General features: G+C 65.9%; 20 protein-coding genes. 6 read left to right on the top strand and 14 right to left on the bottom strand.

What is annotated here, in order from left to right:
* Window positions 1-19 precede the first annotated feature (19 nt).
* From arsH to AC1DRP_RS08630, 6 genes are all read right to left on the bottom strand, one after another.
* Window positions 20-718 (bottom strand): arsenical resistance protein ArsH, encoded by a 699-nt coding sequence (gene arsH / locus AC1DRP_RS08655; RefSeq protein ID WP_476768295.1) that lies wholly within the window; start codon window positions 716-718, stop codon window positions 20-22.
* A complete protein-coding gene (gene arsB, locus AC1DRP_RS08650) occupies window positions 715-1,767 on the bottom strand; it encodes an ACR3 family arsenite efflux transporter (protein WP_441504571.1) in 1,053 nt (350 codons plus the stop codon). The genes arsH and arsB overlap by 4 nt, the downstream gene beginning before the upstream one ends.
* A gap of 131 nt (window positions 1,768-1,898) precedes the next feature.
* Window positions 1,899-2,363, bottom strand: coding sequence for an arsenate reductase (glutaredoxin) (gene arsC, locus AC1DRP_RS08645; protein WP_441504570.1), 465 nt, complete (start codon window positions 2,361-2,363; stop codon window positions 1,899-1,901).
* Window positions 2,341-2,712 carry an ArsR/SmtB family transcription factor gene (locus tag AC1DRP_RS08640; protein WP_441504569.1) on the bottom strand — a complete coding sequence of 124 codons (372 nt, stop codon included), beginning with the start codon at window positions 2,710-2,712 and terminating at the stop codon, window positions 2,341-2,343. Before AC1DRP_RS08640 ends, arsC begins: the two co-directional genes overlap by 23 nt.
* Window positions 2,713-2,897: 185 nt before the next feature.
* Window positions 2,898-3,347 (bottom strand): helix-turn-helix domain-containing protein, encoded by a 450-nt coding sequence (locus AC1DRP_RS08635; protein WP_441504568.1) that lies wholly within the window; start codon window positions 3,345-3,347, stop codon window positions 2,898-2,900.
* 286 nt (window positions 3,348-3,633) lie between these two features.
* Window positions 3,634-4,575, bottom strand: coding sequence for an N-carbamoyl-D-amino-acid hydrolase (locus AC1DRP_RS08630; protein WP_441488478.1), 942 nt, complete (start codon window positions 4,573-4,575; stop codon window positions 3,634-3,636).
* A 116-nt stretch (window positions 4,576-4,691) separates the two neighbouring features.
* On the opposite strand from AC1DRP_RS08630, the gene AC1DRP_RS08625 reads away from it, so the two are divergent.
* The 5 genes from AC1DRP_RS08625 to AC1DRP_RS08605 all read left to right on the top strand — a co-directional run bounded on the left by AC1DRP_RS08625 (window position 4,692) and on the right by AC1DRP_RS08605 (window position 9,873).
* Window positions 4,692-5,603: a LysR family transcriptional regulator gene (locus AC1DRP_RS08625; protein WP_476768294.1), complete on the top strand. Its 912-nt coding sequence runs from the start codon at window positions 4,692-4,694 to the stop codon at window positions 5,601-5,603.
* 136 nt (window positions 5,604-5,739) lie between these two features.
* Complete coding sequence (locus tag AC1DRP_RS08620) at window positions 5,740-6,744, top strand: ABC transporter substrate-binding protein (RefSeq protein ID WP_441488476.1); 1,005 nt, start codon at window positions 5,740-5,742, stop codon at window positions 6,742-6,744.
* A 37-nt stretch (window positions 6,745-6,781) separates the two neighbouring features.
* Window positions 6,782-7,561 (top strand): ABC transporter ATP-binding protein, encoded by a 780-nt coding sequence (locus AC1DRP_RS08615; protein WP_441488475.1) that lies wholly within the window; start codon window positions 6,782-6,784, stop codon window positions 7,559-7,561.
* Window positions 7,548-8,336, top strand: a complete 789-nt coding sequence (locus AC1DRP_RS08610) for an ABC transporter permease (RefSeq protein ID WP_441504567.1) — start codon at window positions 7,548-7,550, stop codon at window positions 8,334-8,336. The genes AC1DRP_RS08615 and AC1DRP_RS08610 overlap by 14 nt, the downstream gene beginning before the upstream one ends.
* A gap of 28 nt (window positions 8,337-8,364) precedes the next feature.
* Window positions 8,365-9,873: an amidohydrolase family protein gene (locus AC1DRP_RS08605; protein WP_441504566.1), complete on the top strand. Its 1,509-nt coding sequence runs from the start codon at window positions 8,365-8,367 to the stop codon at window positions 9,871-9,873.
* Window positions 9,874-9,972: 99 nt separating this feature from the next.
* Here AC1DRP_RS08605 and AC1DRP_RS08600 read toward each other — a convergent pair whose 3' ends face one another.
* Window positions 9,973-10,380, bottom strand: coding sequence for a hypothetical protein (locus AC1DRP_RS08600; RefSeq protein ID WP_441488472.1), 408 nt, complete (start codon window positions 10,378-10,380; stop codon window positions 9,973-9,975).
* Between the two features lie 368 nt (window positions 10,381-10,748).
* On the opposite strand from AC1DRP_RS08600, the gene AC1DRP_RS08595 reads away from it, so the two are divergent.
* Complete coding sequence (locus AC1DRP_RS08595) at window positions 10,749-11,372, top strand: class I SAM-dependent methyltransferase (RefSeq protein WP_441504564.1); 624 nt, start codon at window positions 10,749-10,751, stop codon at window positions 11,370-11,372.
* Between the two features lie 160 nt (window positions 11,373-11,532).
* Here AC1DRP_RS08595 and AC1DRP_RS08590 read toward each other — a convergent pair whose 3' ends face one another.
* From AC1DRP_RS08590 to AC1DRP_RS08560, 7 genes are read right to left on the bottom strand one after another with little or no spacing between them, the layout of a single operon-like run.
* Window positions 11,533-12,348 carry an aspartate dehydrogenase gene (locus tag AC1DRP_RS08590; RefSeq protein ID WP_441504852.1) on the bottom strand — a complete coding sequence of 272 codons (816 nt, stop codon included), beginning with the start codon at window positions 12,346-12,348 and terminating at the stop codon, window positions 11,533-11,535.
* A 2-nt stretch (window positions 12,349-12,350) separates the two neighbouring features.
* Complete coding sequence (locus AC1DRP_RS08585) at window positions 12,351-13,457, bottom strand: alpha/beta hydrolase (RefSeq protein WP_441504563.1); 1,107 nt, start codon at window positions 13,455-13,457, stop codon at window positions 12,351-12,353.
* Between the two features lies 1 nt (window position 13,458).
* Entirely contained in the window at window positions 13,459-14,160 is a 702-nt protein-coding gene (locus AC1DRP_RS08580; RefSeq protein WP_441504562.1) for an ABC transporter ATP-binding protein, read from the bottom strand.
* The gene (locus AC1DRP_RS08575; RefSeq protein ID WP_476768293.1) at window positions 14,160-14,912 is read right to left on the bottom strand and encodes an ABC transporter ATP-binding protein; all 753 of its coding nucleotides are present in this window, start codon (window positions 14,910-14,912) and stop codon (window positions 14,160-14,162) included. The genes AC1DRP_RS08580 and AC1DRP_RS08575 overlap by 1 nt, the downstream gene beginning before the upstream one ends.
* Entirely contained in the window at window positions 14,909-15,910 is a 1,002-nt protein-coding gene (locus tag AC1DRP_RS08570; protein ID WP_476768292.1) for a branched-chain amino acid ABC transporter permease, read from the bottom strand. Before AC1DRP_RS08570 ends, AC1DRP_RS08575 begins: the two co-directional genes overlap by 4 nt.
* A gap of 4 nt (window positions 15,911-15,914) precedes the next feature.
* Complete coding sequence (locus AC1DRP_RS08565) at window positions 15,915-16,829, bottom strand: branched-chain amino acid ABC transporter permease (protein ID WP_441504559.1); 915 nt, start codon at window positions 16,827-16,829, stop codon at window positions 15,915-15,917.
* A 15-nt stretch (window positions 16,830-16,844) separates the two neighbouring features.
* Window positions 16,845-18,011, bottom strand: a complete 1,167-nt coding sequence (locus AC1DRP_RS08560; protein ID WP_441504558.1) for an ABC transporter substrate-binding protein — start codon at window positions 18,009-18,011, stop codon at window positions 16,845-16,847.
* Window positions 18,012-18,026: the final 15 nt, after the last annotated feature.

Below are 18,026 nucleotides of genomic sequence, written 5' to 3'. Positions count from 1 at the left end.
CCGCGCGCGCCGTGTTGACTTAGATAGCGCTGACCGGAACCGCCTCGGCAGCAATCTTCCTCTCGCTGTAGCGCGTGGTGAGATAGGCGKAGCGGTCGCGCGTCAGCAGCGTGAAGCGGACGAGTTCCTCCATCACGTCGACGACGCGGTCGTAATAGGCGGAGGGCTTCATGCGGCCCACCTCGTCGAACTCCTGAAAGGCCTTTGCGACGGAGGACTGGTTCGGGATGGTCACCATTCGCATCCAGCGCCCCAGCACGCGCAATGTGTTGACGGCGTTGAACGACTGCGAGCCACCCGAGACCTGCATCACCGCCAGCGTTCGGCCCTGGGTCGGGCGCATCGAGCCAAGCTCCAGCGGTATCCAGTCGATCTGGTTCTTGAATACGCCGGTGATCGTGCCGTGACGCTCCGGGCTGCACCAGACCTGCCCCTCCGACCATAGCGCCAGATCCCGCAACTCCTGAACCTTCGGGTGGTCCGGCAGGACGCTGTCGGCCATTGGCAGGCCGGCAGGGTCGAATACCCGCGTTTCGGCGCCGAGATGCTTGAGGATACGCTCTGCTTCGAGTGTCAGCAGCCGGCTGTAGGAGCGCGTCCGAAGTGAGCCGTAGAGCAGAAGGATGCGCGGTGGATGCGTGGCGCGCCGGGCGGGCTCGAGCTGGGTGAGATCGGGAGCGACCAGACGGTCGAGGTCGACATTCGGAAGATCGGTCATGACGTTGCCTTTGCAGGATTGCGCGGGCTTCCCCGCTCGTACCAGCCCCTGGAACGGTTCACGATCCAGACGACCGACAGCATGACCGGCACTTCGATCAGCACGCCGACCACCGTTGCGAGGGCGGCGCCGGAGTTGAAACCGAACAGGCTGATGGCGGCTGCAACCGCGAGCTCGAAGAAGTTCGAGGCTCCGATCAGGGCCGAGGGACCAGCGACGCAGTGTTTTTCGCCGGCCGCACGGTTGAGGAGATAGGCCAGTCCCGCATTGAAATAGACCTGGATCAGGATCGGGATGGCCAGGATCGCGATGATAGACGGCTGGGCCAGGATCTGCGCGCCCTGGAACCCGAACAGCATTACCAGGGTCGCAAGCAGGGCCACCAGCGACACAGGCGATAGGGCGGCGAGAAGGCGATGCAGCGCTTCGTCACCGCCGGAGGCGAGCAGGCTCCTGCGGATGAGCTGCGCGATAATGACGGGAACCAGGATGTAGAGCGCGACCGACAATGTCAGCGTGCCCCAGGGAACGGTGATGGCGGACAGGCCAAGCAACAGGCCGACGATCGGGGCGAAGGCGACGATCATGATCGCGTCGTTCAACGCGACCTGGCTCAAGGTGAAATGCGGTTCTCCCTTGATCAGGTTGGACCAGACGAAGACCATTGCCGTGCAAGGCGCCGCCGCCAGGATGATCAGACCGGCGATATAGGAATCGACCTGGTCGGCGGGCAGGTGAGGGCGAAACAGCCAGCCGATGAAGAACCAGCCCAACAGGGCCATCGAAAACGGCTTCACGGCCCAGTTCACGAAGAGTGTGACGCCGATCCCACGCCAGTGCTGGCCGACCTGGCGCAAGGCGGCGAAGTCGATCTTCAGCAGCATCGGGATGACCATCAGCCAGATCAGGACTGCCATCGGCAGGTTGACCCTCGCGATCTCGGCGCTGCCGATCGTTTGAAAGGCGCTCGGGAACAGCTGGCCGAGCGCGACGCCGGCAAGAATGCACAGAGCCACCCACAGCGTCAGGTAGCGTTCGAACGTGGACATGCGATTTTCCCAAGGCATCGGCCCGAAAAGTGGATTGCGGTTTTCGGGGCAAAGCCGATGCGAACACAGAAAGCATCGGCCCGAAAAGTGGATTGCGGTTTTCGGGGCAAAGCCGATGCGAACACAGAGAGTTAGATCATCGGGCCGGATGCGATATCTCGGCCGATGATCTCACCGCTCGCGATGCGGCGGCCGGCCTCATCGACGATGCGCTCGCCGTCCTCCTTGACGAACGGACCGCGCTGCGGCGGCAGCAGGTCAATCACCTCTTCCGAGGGGCGGCACAGCCTCACGCCGTTCGGTGTCACCACGATCGGTCGATTGAGCAGGATCGGGTGCTTCTCGATTGCGTCGAGCAAGGCGTCGTCGCCCAGCGACGGATCTGCAAGGCCGAGTTCGGCGAATGGCGTCCCCTTCTCGCGCAGGACCTGCCGGAGCGTGAGACCCATCCGCGCGACCAGGTCCACGATCATCGCCCGGGACGGTGGCATCTTCAGGTAGTCGATGACGTGAGGTTCGACGCCGGCGTTCCTGATCAGGGCAAGCGTGTTCCGCGAGGTTCCGCAGTCGGGATTATGGTAGATGATGACGTCCATCGGCGGGGACCTTCGGTGGGCAGCAGGGAACGAGTTCGTCGATGAGCGGTTGGCACAGGTCTGCCCGCCCGCCGCAGCAATCCTTCAGCAGGAAGGCGATCACCGCGCGGAAACCGTCGAGATCGGCGCGATAGATGATCGAGCGGCTCTGCCGCTCGCCCGCGATCAGTCGTGCGCGCGACAGGATGGCGAGATGAGCCGACATCGTGTTCTGCGGAACATCCAGCAGCCGCGCGAGCTCGCCGGCGGGAACGCCTTCGGGCTCGCGGTTCACCAGAAGCTTGAAGGTGTCGAGGCGCGTGGGCTGTGCCAGTGCAGCCATGGCGAGAATGGTTTGTAAATTATCCATATATCCAAGTTAATGGATATTATAGATGTTGGCAAGGGCCTCCGTTTCCTTGAATGTCGCCCTCTGTGTTTCCGGCCGTGCCGAACGCGCGCCATGCGCAAGGAGGTGGGGCCGACGTCGCAACGGTCGCCGAACGCCAGGGGCTCGCCTCTTCCGCTGCCTCAGCTGCGCCGCGACAAAACGGTTCAGTCGCAGCCGGACCCTGCAGCCGTGGCGCGACCCGGCTCGGCTTCAGACGCTTCCTCGGCGTCGCCCATCGCTTCGGTGAGGGCGACAATCCGGCGGCGTGTCTTGAAGTTCCTTATCGAAGCGAAGGCTTTGGCCAGACGGATGCCGTCGCGGGTGGCGAGCAGGTCAGCGACCTCCGGGGAGGGGGCGTCCGGCACTGAATCTGCGGCTGGAGTCGAGATCGCCGGCGCCCCATCGAAAAAATGGGAAACGGGGACCTGAAAGATATTGGCGATATGCTGGAGCCGGCTCGCACTGATCCGGTTCACACCCTTCTCGTATTTCTGGATTTGCTGAAACGTGATCCCCAGCAACTCGGCAAGCTTCGTCTGGCTGTAGCCCGTCAGGCGGCGCATTCTTCGCAGGCGAATGCCGACATACTCATCGACCCGGTCTGGTTCCTTCACCTGTGCCGCCCCTGACTTTCAGACTATCGAAAAGGGACTATAGGCCCTTCAAGCCGTTCTTGTCCGCTCTGGCCGACAAAGTCAGCCGACCAACGTCGCACCAAATGATGCGAAGAAGGCGAGGCGCTCTTGCGCGGCCGGCGCGCGCCGGTTTCCCGATGCGGATCGCCCGGGCGGAGCATGCCTGGGTGATCGGACCGGATATCGTACCGGGTCCGATCATCTGACCGTTCCGTGTTCGCATCGGCTTTCCCGAAAGCCGCGATCCACTTGTCCTGCCGATGCCTTAGTCGGTGGTGCCGAGTGGCGCGCCGACGCCGATTCGTGAGGTGATCAGGTCATAATGTTCGACGCGCCGATGAGCGGCGAAGTTGAACATCGTCTCCTTGCCGAAGCGCGTGGCATCGAGATCGCAGGCATGGATCAAGAGCCCGTCCTCGTCATGGTCGAGTTCGCCGACGATCTTGCCGCTGGGATCGGCGATCAGCGTGCCGCCGAAGAGCGGGAAGCCGTCCTCGACGCCGGCCTTGGCGACCGCCACGACCCAGGTCGAGTTGTGATAGGCGCCGGCCTGCACCGACAGGCGGTGATGGAACAGGCGGTCGGCCAGCGTCTCGGTCTTGGAATGGCCGTTGGTGGTCGGCGTGTTATAACCGAGCACGACCATCTCGACGCCCTGCAGCCCCATGACGCGATAGGTCTCGGGCCAGCGCCGGTCGTTGCAGATCGCCATGCCGACCAGCCCGTTCTCGAAGCGCCAGACCGGGAAGCCGCGGTCGCCGGGCTCGAAATAGCGCTTCTCGAGATGCTGGTGCGCCCGGGTCGGGTCGCGTTCGGCATGGCCGGGCAAATGCACCTTGCGGTACTTGCCGATGATCTGGCCGGTCCTGTCGACCAGGATCGAGCTGTTGAAATGCCGTCCCTCCGGCGTCAGCTCGGCATAACCGAAGCTCATGGCGATGCCGAGCGCGCGCGCCGTGTCGAAGAGCGGCTGCGTGTCGGGGCCGGGCATCGCGGTTTCGAACCACTGGTCGGCCTCGACACGGTCCTCGCAATACCAGCGCGGGAAGAAGGTCGTCAGGGCGAGTTCCGGATAGATGACGAAATCGGCGCCGCGGGCCTTTGCCTGCTGCATCAGCGCGATCATCCGGCGCACGACCGATGCGCGATCATCGGCGCGGTGGATGGGACCGAGCTGAGCCGCTGCAACGGTAAGAAGGCGGGACATCGAAAGAGACTCCTTGGGCTGTGAAGGCCAGTTCAAACTGGCCGCAATCTAGCCGGGCGCCACCAAAACAAGTATATACCATTTCTCTACTGAACTATAAGGGGAGGTTATGTGCCATGGCGATGAATCTTCGGCAGATCGAGATGTTCCGCGCGGTCATGGTGACAGGCTCGATCAGCGGCGCGGCGCGCCTGCTCTCGGTCTCCCAGCCGGCGATCAGCCGGCTCCTGTCCTATACGGAGGATCGGCTCGGCCTGACGCTGTTCGAGCGCGTCAAGGGCCGCGTCCAGCCGACGCCCGAGGCGCGGCAGCTCTTCGCCGAGGCTGAGCTCGTCCATCAGGGCGTGACCCGGGTCAACGACATGGCGGAGGAGCTGCGCCGCGGCAGCGCGGGGTCGATCCGACTGCTGGCAAGCCCCAGCGTCGGCCACATGCTGGTGCCGAAGGCGATCGGCCGCTTCCGCCAGTCGCATCCCGATGTGCGCGTCGATTTCGAGATCCTCACGTTGGCCGAGCTGATCGCGCGCATCRCCAGCCATCGCGCCGATCTCGCCGTCACCTCCATGGCCGTCGAGGATCCGAGCGTAAAAGCCACGCAGATCGCCGAGGGACGCCTGCGCGTGATCTTCCCCGAAGGCCATCCGCTCGGCAGCAAGCGCGTGCTGAAGCCGGCCGATCTCGTGCCCTATCCGATGATCGGGTATGGCTCGCAGACGCCCTATGGCATGGTCGTCAATCGCGCTCTTGGCGCCACGCCAAAGCCCATCCGCTTCAACGCGCAGGTGCGCTTCACGCCGAATGCCTGCTCGCTGGTTCAGGCCGGCGGCGGCATCGCGATCGTCGACGACTTCGTGCTGGTCGACAACGCCTGGCCGAATATCCGCTCCCGCCCTCTGGTGCCGAAGACGACGACGCGGCCGCATCTGCTCTCCTCGCGGGTCGAGCCGCTGTCGCGCATCGCCCGCAGTTTCGTGCAGGGGCTGATGGAGCTGCTGCCGCTCGCGACCGACCCCGCCATGCCGGATTGAGCGGGGGCGGATGCAGCCGCCGCACGATGTGCGCTGCAGCATAACCATATATTATGTATCGCAGCGAAATTGGTATTTGATCTGATCGGCGTCCCCACTGTTTCTGTCCATAGGGGAACCAGGAAGGGCGACCACAATGTCGAAATTCACGTCGAGCACTCTCACAGCCATCTTCAGCGCGGCCGTCGCGTTGTCCGTACCGTCTGCCGCTCGTGCGGCCGAGAACGTGCATCTCATGCTCGACTGGATTCCGACCGGCGATTACGCGCCTTATTATGCCGGCATCGCGTCGGGCATCTATCAGCGCAATGGCATCGAGCTGCGGATCAGCAAGGGCAACGGCTCCGGCGACACGCTGAGCAAGGTGGCCGGCGGCGCGGCCGATATCGGCATGGCCGATATTTCCGCCCTGTTCACCGCGCGCCAGCGCAGCTCCGTGCCGCTGAAGATGATCGGCGCGGTCTACGCCCATTCCCCGCACTCGCTCTTCGTGCGCAAGGATTCCGGGATCACCACCTTCACCGGGCTCGAAGGCAAGAAGATCGGCATCACGCCGGGCAACAGCCACCGGCTCTACTTCCCGGCGGTCGCCGCGGCGGCAAAGACCGATCCCAACAAGATCGAGTGGGTGACCGTCGACGGCTCGGCCATGGGTCCGCTGCTGATCAGCGGCAAGGTCGACGCCATCCCGTCCTACTCGACCAATTTCTACTATCAGAACAAGCAGGCCCAGCGCGCTGGCAAGGAGCTCGCCTTCCTGCCCTTCGTCGAGGCGGGTTTCGCGATCTACTCGCTTGCCTTCCACACCACCGAGGCGAGCGCGAAGAACCGCCCGGAGATGCTGAAGAGCTTCATGAAGGCGACCACGGAATCCTGGGAGGCGGCGCGCGACAATCCGCAGGCCACCTGCGAGGCGCATGTGAAGGCGATCCCGCAGGTCGATCTCGATGATTGCCTCGGCAGCCTGAAGGCGACGCTGGGCTTCATCTTCACCGATCACGCCAAGGAGGCCGGGGTCGGCGGCATCACCACCGAGCGCCTGAACAAGACCTATGAGGTCGTTGCCCAGTCGCAGAATCTCGACCCCAAGCTCGATCCGGCGACCGCGGTCGACATGTCCTTCCTGCCGCCGAAGAAGTGACGAGAGCGGACAGGGCAGGGGACGCCGGAGAATAGACATGATTGAAATCAGCGGGGCCGGCCAGGTCTTTGGCTCGGTCGGCAATGGCGGCGTGCGCGCGCTCGACGGGATCGATCTCACGATCCGCGACCGCGAGATCGTCACGCTCGTCGGCCCCTCCGGCTGCGGCAAGTCCACCTTGCTGCGGCTCGTCTCCGGCCTGGTGCCGCCGACGGAGGGCAGCATCGCCATCAATGGGGAGCGCGTCAGCGCGCCGCGGCAGGACACGGGCATCGTCTTCCAGGCGCCGACCCTGCTGCCCTGGGCGACGATCATGGAGAACGTGATGTTCCCCTCCACGATCATGGGGCGTGCCGACGAGACGGCGCGCCGGCGGGCGAAGGACCTGCTGGCCGTCGCCGGCATCGCGGATTTCGCCGATCACCGGCCGCGCCAGCTTTCCGGCGGCATGCAGCAGCGCGCCGCGATCTGCCGGGCGCTGGTGCATGATCCCGACATCCTGCTGATGGACGAGCCCTTCGGCGCGCTCGATGCGTTGACCCGCGAGATCATGACGATCGAGCTGCTGCGGATCTGGGCGAATGCGCCCAAGACCATCATTTTCGTCACCCATTCCATTCCCGAAGCGGTGATCCTGGCGGACAGGGTCGTCGTGATGTCGCCCCGGCCCGGCCGGATCGCCGAGATCATCGATGTCGATCTGCCGCGCCCGCGCGATTTCGCCATGTCGGGCCACCCGGAATTCCAGCGCTGCGCCGGCCGCATCCGCGAACTGATCTTCGGCGAGCAGGGGACGCATTTCGATGTCGAACACTAAAGCCCTGCGCCTGCTCGGCGCGAGCCGCGAATTCCTGATCCCGCTCGTCGCGCTGGTCGTGCTGATGGCGATCTGGGAGGTGACCGTCCGGGTCTTCGCCATCCCCGAATACCTGTTGCCGGCGCCCTCGCGGATCTTCCAGGACACCGCGGCGATGGGCCCGGCGCTGGGCGAGCATACGCTGGCGACGCTCAGGACCGTGCTGTTCGGCTTCCTGCTCTCGATCGCGGTCAGCTTCCCGCTCGCCGTGCTGATCTCCTCCTCGCGGCTGGCGGCGGATGCGATCTATCCGCTGCTCGTGCTGACCCAGTCGGTGCCGAAGGTCGCAATCGCGCCGATCCTGGTCGTGATGCTGGGTCCCAACGAGCTGCCGCGCGTCATCGTGACCTTCCTGGTCGCCTTCTTCCCGCTGGTGATCTCGATGACCACGGGTCTGCTGGCGGTGCCGCCGGAGCTGGTCGAGCTTGCCCGGTCCTGCCGCGCGAGCAAGCTGCAGGAGCTGCTGCGGGTGCGTCTGCCCTATTCGATCCCGTTCGTATTCTCCGGCCTGAAATCGGCGATCGCACTCTCCGTCGTCGGCGCCGTGGTCGGCGAGTTCGTCGCGGCGGAACGGGGCCTAGGCTATCTCATCACCTCCGCAACCGCGTTCTTCAAGGTTCCCGTCGCCTTCGGTGCCATGCTGATCCTGGCCCTGCTCGGCATCGTCCTGTTCCAGCTGATCGTCGTCGCCGAGCGGGTGTTCTTCCCCTGGGCAGCGGCCGAGCAGCGGCGCTGACCTGCGGCGCCGAGAAGGAGACCCCGCCATGACCGCAAGCCCGCTCCACACGATCATCCGCAACGCCCTCGTCCTCCTGCCGGAGCGCGTTCAGGCTGAACCGCTCGACCTGCTGCTCGAAGGCGACACGATCCGCGAGATCGGTCCGCGCGGCATGTCCGTCCCCGAGGGGGCGGCAGAGATCGACGCCACCGGCAAGCTCGTTCATCCCGGCCTCGTCAACGCCCATACCCACGGCCATGGCGCGCTCGCCAAGGCCATGGGGGACCGCTGGTCGCTCGAACTGCTCCTGGCCGCCGGCCCCTGGATCAGCGGCAACCGCAGCCTCGAGGACAAATATCTCAGCGCCGCACTCAACGGCGCCGAGATGGTGCTGAAGGGCACGACCGCCTGCTACGACCTGTTCTTCGAGGTGCCAGCGCCGTCGGTCGAGGGCATGTCGGCTGTCGCCCGGGCCTATCAGGATGTCGGCATGCGCGCGACGATCGCGCCGATGGTCGCCGACACCACGCTCTATGAGGCCATTCCCGGCCTCTACGACGCCTTGCCCGAGCCGCTGCGCGCCGAGGTCGACCGCTTCCGGATGCAGCCCTATGCYGAGACGCTGAAGGGCTTCGAGGCTTTCGTCACGCAGGCGCGCTTCGATACGGAACGGCTAAAGATCGCGCTCGCCCCGACGATCCCGCTGCATTGCTCGGATGGGTTCCTCGGCGCCTGTCGCGACTGTGCCCGCCGCTTCGGTCTCGGCCTGCACAGCCATGTCGCGGAATCGAAGATCCAGGCGCTCTCCGGCATGAAGCGCTATGGCCGCACATTGACTGCCCATCTCGACCAGCTCGGCCTGCTCGGCCCCGATTTCACGGTCGCCCATGGCGTCTGGCTCGATCCGGAGGACATGCGCATCCTCGCGGGCCATGGCGCCTCGGTCGCGCACAACCCGGCGAGCAATATGCGGCTGGGCAGTGGGCTTGCCGACGTGCGGGCGATGCTCGCGGCCGGCGTCAATGTGGCGATCGGCACGGACGGCTCGAACAGCGGCGACAACCAGAACATGTACGAGGCGACGCGCCTGGCCTCCTTCGTCTCGAAGGTGCGTGGACCCGATGTCCGGGAATGGCTGACCACGCCCGAGGCCCTGCATGCTGCAACCGAAGGCGGCGCCCGCGCGCTCGGCTTCCAGGGCCGCATCGGCCGGATCGAAGGCGGCTACAAGGCCGATCTCGTCTTCGTCGATCTCGGCCATATCAACTGGCTGCCGCATAACCGCACGGTGAACCAGATCGTCCATGTCGAAGACGGCACGGCGGTGCGCGACGTGATGATCGGCGGTCGCTTCGTCGTGAAGGAGGGGCGCCTGCTGACGCTCGACCTCGCGAAGCTGGCGCGCGAGGCGGAAGCGGCGCGCGAGCGGCTGGAAGCGGCGAACGCGCCCATGAAACTGCTGGCCGAGAAACTGCAGGATGCGGTCGCGAGCTTCTGCGTCGGCCTCGCCCGGCAGCCCTACCAGGTCGAGCGCTACGGCGCGCCGCTGCGCTGAGGCACGGCTCCGTTCGGCATTCGGCCGTCGAACGGAGATCCCCTTCGCGGACGCGACCGACCGGCCGGCTTCGCTGATGGCCGGTCGTCGGCGACGGCCTCACCAATATGCCCGGTAGACCGTGCGGGGATAATAGTGCGGGCCGTAATAAGCCCGGTTCCAGCCGTAATAGCGCGGGGCATAATAGACGGGCCGCGCATAGTAATAGCCCGGGCGATAATAGACCCGCGGGCCATAATAGGAATAGGCGGGATAGCCATATCCGTAGCCATAGGCCGGATAACCGTATCCATAGGCATAGGCGGGCGTCGTTGCTGCGGCGACCAGGCCTCCGAGCAGCGCCCCACCGACCAGCCCGGCAGCGACAGCGCCGCCGCCCCAGCCATAGTTGCGATAATACCCGCCGTGATAGCCCCAGCCGCCCCCGCGCCAATATTGCGCGTCGGCGGTTCCGACACTGCCGGTCATGATCAAAGCGGCAGTGGCGAGCGTTGCGAGTTTCCTCATGACACCCTCCCACCTTGCTGTGACGCAAGCGAGGCCAACCGACGCCGTGTCGCTTCCGCTATCCCCGGGCAGAAGTGCCGTCGTGGGCCGGTGCTTTCGCGCCAACCGTCTCCGATAACGCCGAATTTACACGCGTTTCCGGCGGGATGCAGCAGCCTTGATGCCGCGCGTTTGGGACAATACTCCGATGCGCGTCGGAGGAGGCGGACCTGATGACCGGCATAGGCTGTTGCCAGAGTTCTGGGCGCCAGCGCTCGGGCCCGCTTGGGCAGGGAAGAGTCTGAGGATTTGCTGCAGCTCTGAGGGGATGCTTGGGGTTGCAGACGTCGCGGCTCGACGCGCGTGCGGTCGTCTGCAACTGTTCCGCCATGGCTAGCGATCCCAAACACCTTGTCGCTGCAGGTTATGACGACGTTGCAGACGCATATCTCGAACGGTTCGGGGTATCTGCTGTTCGTCAGAAATGGCTCGGCCGTCTTATCGACAGCCTGCCAGCCGATGGCGGCCGGGTCCTCGATCTCGGATGCGGTGCGGGCATCCCCGTGGCGCGGGATCTTGCGGCATTGGGACATGCCGTCATCGGTGTCGACGCATCGGCACAACAGATCCTCAGGGCTCGAAAGCAGGTCCCGCTGGCGACGTTCATCCAGGCGGATATGTGCGACGTGGCGCTTGAAGCCGGTTCCTTCGACGCGGTTGGCGCCTTCTATTCGATCACGCATGTCCCCTCTGTCCAGCAAGGACCGTTGATCCTGAAGATCGCGAGATTGCTGAAGCCGGGCGGTGTCTTTGTCGGAAGCTTTGGAACAGGTGTTTCCGGCGAGTGGACCGGTGAATGGCTGGGAACCACGATGTTCTTCGGTCACAACGGCGAAGCGGAAACACTGAAATATCTATCCGATGGCGGATTGCTCGTCCGCAAATCGTCGATCGAACCGCAGGACAACGAGGAGGCCTCCTTTCTGTGGATCGAGGCCGCAAAGGAGACCTGACCGCTTTTGCTCAATCGGGTATTTGCGCCCGCGGCCCGGGAGGATCGCGGGAACCAATGAACGTCCGCCAGCATCTCTTGCAGAACTCGCGGGAGCATCGCGATTGCTGCCGATCGCCGCATGGACCCGGCTCGGAGCGCTGCTTTGCGTCTCCCGCCGGTCAGATGGCCAACGGGTTCACCGCGGCTCCGATCAATCGGACCAGCGAGAGAGCCGTCATCTCCGATGATTTCGGATTGGCGGCAAGGGCGCGGTTCTCGATTGCGATCTCGAGCCGGCCGAACGCCCCGCTCGCGGCAAGGCGATGGCTGTTTGCCTTCGCCCCGGGATCGGCGACGAGCTGGATGCGGGTCCGGTCGAGCCCGATGCCGGCCAGCGCGCTGATCACCGCGACATTGGCGTTCTGCGGGAACAGCGACGCCGCCTCGCGCGCGGTTCCGCAGAAGAAGGTCAAGGGCGCCGAAAGCGCGTCGAGCGACGCCATCGCCTCGGCCGCCGTGCCGCGCCAGGCCGCGGGCGGCTTGACGATGGTATGGGTGACCTCGTCCAGCGGAAGCGCCGCGGCCGCGGCCAAGGCATCGATCCCCCCGAGCGCGCCCGCCGGAATCAGGAGTCGGCTGCCATTGGTCTCGGCCACCTCCAGGAGCCTGCCGAGCAGCGCATCGTCGCAAAGGGCGCTGGTCGAGGCCACGGCGAAGGCCGGGGCGTGGCGCAGCGCTGCCGCGCCCCATCCGGCCACAGCCTCGCGCCCGGCGGCTTCGACGACGAGGTCGAGCCCGAGACCGGCGAGCTGCCCCGGATCCGTGATCGGCGCCGCGCCCGTCGGCAGGTCGGGCGCGCTCGACAGATCGCGAAGGCCGATGGCCGCGACAGTGACGCGGGAGCCCAGGCGCTGCGCCAGCAACCCGGCGACGCGGCGGCTGATCGCGCCCCAGCCGATCAGGGCGATCCGAAGAGGCTTGCGCGGGTGCGACATGGTCAAGCGGCCGCCGTGTTGCGAGCGAGTTCGAGCAGCTTGCCACCGTTCAGGCCGTCGAGGAGGCTGAAATGATGTCCCGCGCAAAGGACCGGCGGTCCGGCCCGCCAGGCGGTGGCAAGTGCGGCTGACTGGGCCTTGAAGGCATCGCTTTCCACTTCGCCAACGGCGAAGGCGAGGCGTGCGGAGGGGCAGGGCCGGCCGTGCAGGCTCAGGCGTTCGGCCCGGGCCAGGTCGTCGAGGCCAAGCAGGCGCCCGAGCGGGAGATGGCCGAGCGGTGTCAGGTCGAAGAGACCCGAGAGCAAGAGCCCGGAGGCAATGGGCGGGGCATCCGACGCAACCAGCGCCATGGCGGCGAGGTGGCCGCCGGCGGAATGCCCCGCGAGATGCAGCCGCGCGGCGTCGATGCCGAGCGCCTCGGCTTCCCCGACCAGGAAGTTCAGGGCAGCGACGATCTGCTCCGCGCTCCGCTCCAGCGGGGTCTCGGGCGCAAGCCCGTAATTCGGCATGGCGACGGCGAAGCCGGCCGCCAGCATGCCCTGTGCGAACTGCGCGTGCTGGACCTTGTCGGAGGCCTGCCAGTAGCCACCATGGACGAAGACCCAGAGCGGCGGGCGCGAGACGCCCCGTGGCAGGTAGAGGTCGAGCGTCTCGAAACGCCCCGGCCCATAGGCCAGGTCGCGGCCGCGGTGATGAGCGCGGAAGGCTTCGCCGTCGCGGCTCCATTGCCGGAACAGCGCCTTCATGTCGGCCTGCAGGCGCGGACTGTACTGGCGGGCGAGCTGCGGCAGCGTGTGGCCTTGAACGAGCCTCTCCGGTGGTGGTGTCGGCTCGGAGTGCCGCGCGCGGATCGCCAGGCCGGGCTCGGCCCTCGGCTGCAGCCGGATCGGCGGGCGGAAGCCGGCGAAGACCTCGCGATAGGCGAGCTCGACCTCATGGCGCGAGAGATGGAAGGCCGCCGGCTCGCCTGTCTCCCATGTCATCGAGAGCAGATGCTGCGGCCCGCAGCCGGCTGCGACCAGCCCGTCGAGGATCGTCGCGAGCGCATCGCGCAGCGCCTCGACCGGATCGGTCAGGGATGTCGTCGCGACTAGCTCTGCCGCGACCATGTCAGACGCCGACATAGCGATGTACCATTTCTGCCTGCGCCGCGAGATCGACGCTGCTGCCGGACCAGACGGTGCGGCCCCTTTCGAGGATGTAGTGGCGATCGGCGATGCGCTTGAGCACGTTGATGTTCTTGTCGATCAGCAGGATGGACTGGCCCTGCGCCTTGAGCACCTCGATGCAGGACCAGATCTCGGCGCGGATCACCGGCGCGAGACCCTCCGTCGCCTCGTCGAGGATCAGCAGCTTCGGATTGGTCATCAGCGCCCGGCCGACTGCGAGCATCTGCTGTTCGCCGCCTGACAGGGTCCGCGCCGATTGCCCGGCGCGCTCCTCAAGGCGCGGGAACAGGCGATAGACCCGTTCGAGCGTCCAGGGCTGTGCACGCTTCAGCCGGTTCGATGCGGTGGCGACGAGGTTTTCGCGCACGCTCAGCGTAGGGAAGACCTGCCGGCCTTCCGGCACCAGGCCGATGCCGCAGCGGGCGATCTTCTCCGGCGGACTGCCCGATACGGCGCGGCCCCCGAACCGGACTTCGCCGGCCTTCGGCGGGAGCAGGCCCATGATCGAGCGCACGGTGGTGGTCTTGCCCATGCCGTTGCGGCCGAGCAATGTCACGACCTCGCCCTCCGCGATGTCGAGCGCGACGTCGAAGAGGACCTGGCTGGCGCCATAGGCCGATTGCAGGTTGCGTACGCTCAGCATCAGGCGTCTCCCTCGCCGAGATAGGCGATGCGGACATCCGGGTTGTCGCGAATTTCGGCGGCCGTCCCGGTCGCGATCACGCGGCCATAGACAAGCACGGAGATCCGGTCCGCCAGCGCGAAGACCGCGTCCATGTCGTGTTCGACGAGCAGCAGGGTGACGCGCCCMTTCAGGGCCCGGAGCATCGCGACCATCTGTTCGCTCTCGGCATGGCCGAGGCCGGCCATTGGTTCGTCGAGCAGGAGAAGGCGCGGTTCGCAGGCGAGCGCCACCGCGAATTCGAGCTGTTTCTGCTCGCCATGGGAGAGATCGGCGACTCTCACCTCGGCGCGCGCCGCCAGGCCGGCCGCCGCCAGATGCTGCCGTGCCCTGGCGCGCAGCGCCTCGTCGCGGCGGGCATTGGCGAAGAAGTGAAAGCTGTGCCCTTCATGAGCCTGCACGGCCAGCGCGACATTGTCGAGCATGGTGTAGTCCGGCAGCAGATGGGTGATCTGGAAGGTGCGGGCGAGGCCGCGACGGACGCGCTGCGGCGTCGGCAGCCGGCCGATATCCTCGCCGTCCAGGCGGATCTCGCCCTCGTCATGGGAGAGCTCGCCGAAGAGCTGGGTGATCAGCGTGGTCTTGCCCGCGCCGTTCGGGCCGATCAGGGCGTGGACCTCGCCTTCGACCACGTCGAGATCGACCTTGTCGGTGGCTACGAGTCCGCCAAAGCACTTCTGCAGGTTGCGTACGGAAAGCAGGGGCTGCGTCAACTCCCGACCCTTCCGACGCGGTTGAAGAGCGCGCTGAGCCCGCCCTGCGTGAACAGGACGACGAACAGCAGGACAGGCCCGAGGATGAGCTGCCAGTGCTCGGTCCAGGCGGTGAGCACGGTTTCCAGGATGACGAGCGCAGCCGCGCCGAACAGCGGGCCAAGGACCGTGCCGACACCGCCGAGGATGACCATGATCATCAGCTCGCCCGACTTGGTCCAGTGCAGCATGTCGGGGCTGACGAAGCGCAGGTAATTGGCCATCAGCGCCCCGGCGAGCCCGGCCCCCATGCCGGAGACGACGAAGGCGGTGAGCTTGTAGGAATAGGGCGCGACGCCGATCGCCGCCATGCGGCGCTCGCTCTGCCGGATGCCGATCAGGACCATGCCGAAGCGTGATCCGACGATCCGCGAAAGCGCGCCGAAGACCAGCGCGGCCGCCGCCAGGCAGATGAAGTAGAACACCGTGTCGTTGCGGGTGTCGAGGTCGAGCAGGACATTGCGGCGGCGGATGATCAGCCCGTCATCGCCGCCATAGGCCTTGATCGAGACGAACAGGAAGAACAGCATCTGCGCGAAGGCGAGCRTGATCATGATGAACTGCACGCCGCTCGTGCGCAGGCAGAGCGCGCCGATGCAGAGGGCGAGGATGCCCGCGACAAGCATCGCGGCGGGAAGGGTGATCAGGAGCTGGTTCGTTCCCGGCAACAGGCCGAAGAGCAAGGTGTCGCCGACGAAGCTCTGGTAGAGGATGCCGACGACATAGCCGCCGATGCCGAAGAAGGCGGCATGGCCGAAGCTCACCATCCCGCCGAAGCCCAGGGCGAGATTGAGGCTGGCGGCGGCAATTGCGTAGATCAGCACGCGGGTCGCCAGGGGCACGAGCGAGGGCTGGCCGATGGCCTGCAGGACGAAGGGCAGGGCGCCGAGCGCCAGGCCAATCGCGGCAGCGGTCAGGAGCCGGCCACGGGCCGGCGCCCGGGMGATAGGACTGGTCATGATGTCATGCATGGGCGGGAAAGAGCCCCTTCGGGCGCATGAGCAGCACGATTGCCATCAGCAGGTAGATCCCCATCGAGGACAGGCCGCCGGCGAGCGCATCTGCCTCGGATGGATTCATGACCGAGCGCAGCAGGCCGGGGAGGAAGGCGCGCAGGCTGGTGTCGACGAGGCCGACGATCAGCGCGCCGAAGAAGGCGCCCCGGATCGAGCCCACGCCGCCGATCACCACGACCACGAAGGTCATGATCAGGATCTGCTCGCCCATGCCGACCTGGACGGCGAGGATCGGCCCCGCCATCAGCCCGGCAAGTCCGGCGAGCAAGGCGCCGAGCCCGAACACCGCCGTGTACAGCAGGCGAATGTCCACGCCGAGCGCCCTGACCAACTCGCGATGGGTCGCGCCGGCGCGCACCAGCATGCCGACGCGTGTGCGGTTGATTAGGAGATAGAGCCCGAAGGCCACCGCAAGGCCAACCGCGATGACCGCGATCCGGTAGACCGGATAGACCAGCCCCGGCAGCAATTCGACGGAGCCGTTCAGTTCAGGAGGCACCGAGACGAAGAGCGGCTGCCTGCCGAACAGGATCGTCACCGATTGGTTGAAGATGAGGATGAGCGCGAAGGTCGCGAGCACCTGATCGAGATGGTCGCGCGCATAGAGCCGGCGCAGGACCAGGAGTTCGACCGCCATGCCGGCCGCCGCCGCCGCCGCGAGCCCGGCTGGCACTGCGAGCAGCAGTGAGCCGGTGCTGGTCGCGACAAAGGCTCCGGCATAGGCCCCGATCATGTAGAGCGAGCCATGCGCCAGGTTGATCACGCCCATGATGCCGAAGATCAGTGTCAGCCCGGCGGCGAGCAGGAACAGCATCACGCCGAACTGCAGGCCGTTGAGCAGTTGTTCGAGGATCAGCGCCATGGGCGGTCCACCTGATCAGAGCTTGCACTGCGCCGCGTAGGCGTCGCCGTAATTCGTCAGGATCTTGCCGACGGTCTTGAGGACGAGCTTGCCATCGCTGTCCTTTTCGGCCCGCAGCCCATACCAATCCTGGATCGGATGCTGGTTCGGGCCGAACTTGAAAGCGCCGCGCACGGACTGGAAATCGGCCTTGGCGAGCGCCTTGCGCAGGGCCGGCACATCGGGTTTTCCAGCGGTGGCCTTGAGCGCGGAGGCGATGGCCAGCGCCGTGTCATAGCCCTGGCTCGCGTAATAGGTCGCCGGGCGGTTATAGGCCTTGGTCCAGGCCGCCATGAAGGCCTTGTTGGCCGGGTTGTCGAAGTCGGAATTCCAGTGGCTCGAGGCGTTCACGCCAAGCGCGGCATCGCCGACCGCGGCAAGCGTCACCGCATCGAGCGAGGGGGCTGCGACGACCATCGGAATCTTGCCGGTCAATCCCGCCTGCTGGTACTGGCGCAAGAATGCGATACCGAGGCCGCCGGGGTTGAACTGGTAGACGAAGTCGGGATTGGCGGCACGAATCTGCGCCATCTCCGCGGCGAAATCGGTCTGGTCGAGACGGGTATAGACCTCGCCCACGACCTCGCCCTTGAACATCCGCTTGAAGCCGGCGATGGCATCCTTGCCCGCCTGGTAGTTGGCGGCCAGGACGAAGGCCTTCTTATAGCCGAGATTGTTGGCGTTCTGGCCGGCGCTCTCGTGCAGGCTGTCGTTCTGCCAGGCGATGGCGAAGTAGTTCTCGTGGCATTCCTTGCCCGCGAGATTGGACGGCGCGGCGTTGGCGCTGACATAGAGCGCGCCGGAATCGACGATGTCGGGCACGGTGGCGCCGGCGACGTTCGAGAAGACGATGCCGGTCAGGATCTTGATCCCATCGGTCTTGAGCATGCGCTCCGCGATCTGCTTGCCCTGACCGGGCTTGAGAGCGTCATCCTCGACGACAAGCTCGACGGGAGCGCCGCCGAGCTTGCCGCCCTGCATCTCGATGGCGAGCTTGAAGCCATCGCGAATATCCTGGCCGAGATATCCGCCCGGTCCGGACAGGGTGGTGATCATGCCGATCTTGACGGGCTGCTGGGCGATGGCAGCTCCCGTCATCGAGGCGGAGGCCAGCAGGCCCAATAGCAATCTGCGAAATGTCATCGTGAGCTCCAGTTG

The organism is Allobosea sp. 01N443 (assembly GCF_056399325.1).
The sequence above is the reverse complement of the archived record's forward strand: the minus strand, read 5'-3'. Positions and strand labels throughout refer to the sequence as shown.

Bases quoted from the DNA above. Each gene is read 5' to 3' on its own strand.
- AC1DRP_RS08615 (WP_441488475.1), top strand. From the start codon at position 6,782: ATGATTGAAATCAGCGGGGCCGGCCAGGTCTTTGGCTCGGTCGGCAAT.
- AC1DRP_RS08590 (WP_441504852.1), bottom strand. From the start codon at position 12,348: ATGTCGCACCCGCGCAAGCCTCTTCGGATCGCCCTGATCGGCTGGGGC.
- AC1DRP_RS08630 (WP_441488478.1), bottom strand. From the start codon at position 4,575: ATGTCCCGCCTTCTTACCGTTGCAGCGGCTCAGCTCGGTCCCATCCAC.
- arsB (WP_441504571.1), bottom strand. From the start codon at position 1,767: ATGTCCACGTTCGAACGCTACCTGACGCTGTGGGTGGCTCTGTGCATT.
- AC1DRP_RS08580 (WP_441504562.1), bottom strand. From the start codon at position 14,160: ATGCTGAGCGTACGCAACCTGCAATCGGCCTATGGCGCCAGCCAGGTC.
- AC1DRP_RS08620 (WP_441488476.1), top strand. From the start codon at position 5,740: ATGTCGAAATTCACGTCGAGCACTCTCACAGCCATCTTCAGCGCGGCC.
- arsC (WP_441504570.1), bottom strand. From the start codon at position 2,363: ATGGACGTCATCATCTACCATAATCCCGACTGCGGAACCTCGCGGAAC.
- AC1DRP_RS08565 (WP_441504559.1), bottom strand. From the start codon at position 16,829: ATGGCGCTGATCCTCGAACAACTGCTCAACGGCCTGCAGTTCGGCGTG.
- AC1DRP_RS08585 (WP_441504563.1), bottom strand. From the start codon at position 13,457: ATGGTCGCGGCAGAGCTAGTCGCGACGACATCCCTGACCGATCCGGTC.
- AC1DRP_RS08640 (WP_441504569.1), bottom strand. From the start codon at position 2,712: ATGGATAATTTACAAACCATTCTCGCCATGGCTGCACTGGCACAGCCC.
- AC1DRP_RS08595 (WP_441504564.1), top strand. From the start codon at position 10,749: ATGGCTAGCGATCCCAAACACCTTGTCGCTGCAGGTTATGACGACGTT.
- AC1DRP_RS08610 (WP_441504567.1), top strand. From the start codon at position 7,548: ATGTCGAACACTAAAGCCCTGCGCCTGCTCGGCGCGAGCCGCGAATTC.
- AC1DRP_RS08560 (WP_441504558.1), bottom strand. From the start codon at position 18,011: ATGACATTTCGCAGATTGCTATTGGGCCTGCTGGCCTCCGCCTCGATG.
- AC1DRP_RS08600 (WP_441488472.1), bottom strand. From the start codon at position 10,380: ATGAGGAAACTCGCAACGCTCGCCACTGCCGCTTTGATCATGACCGGC.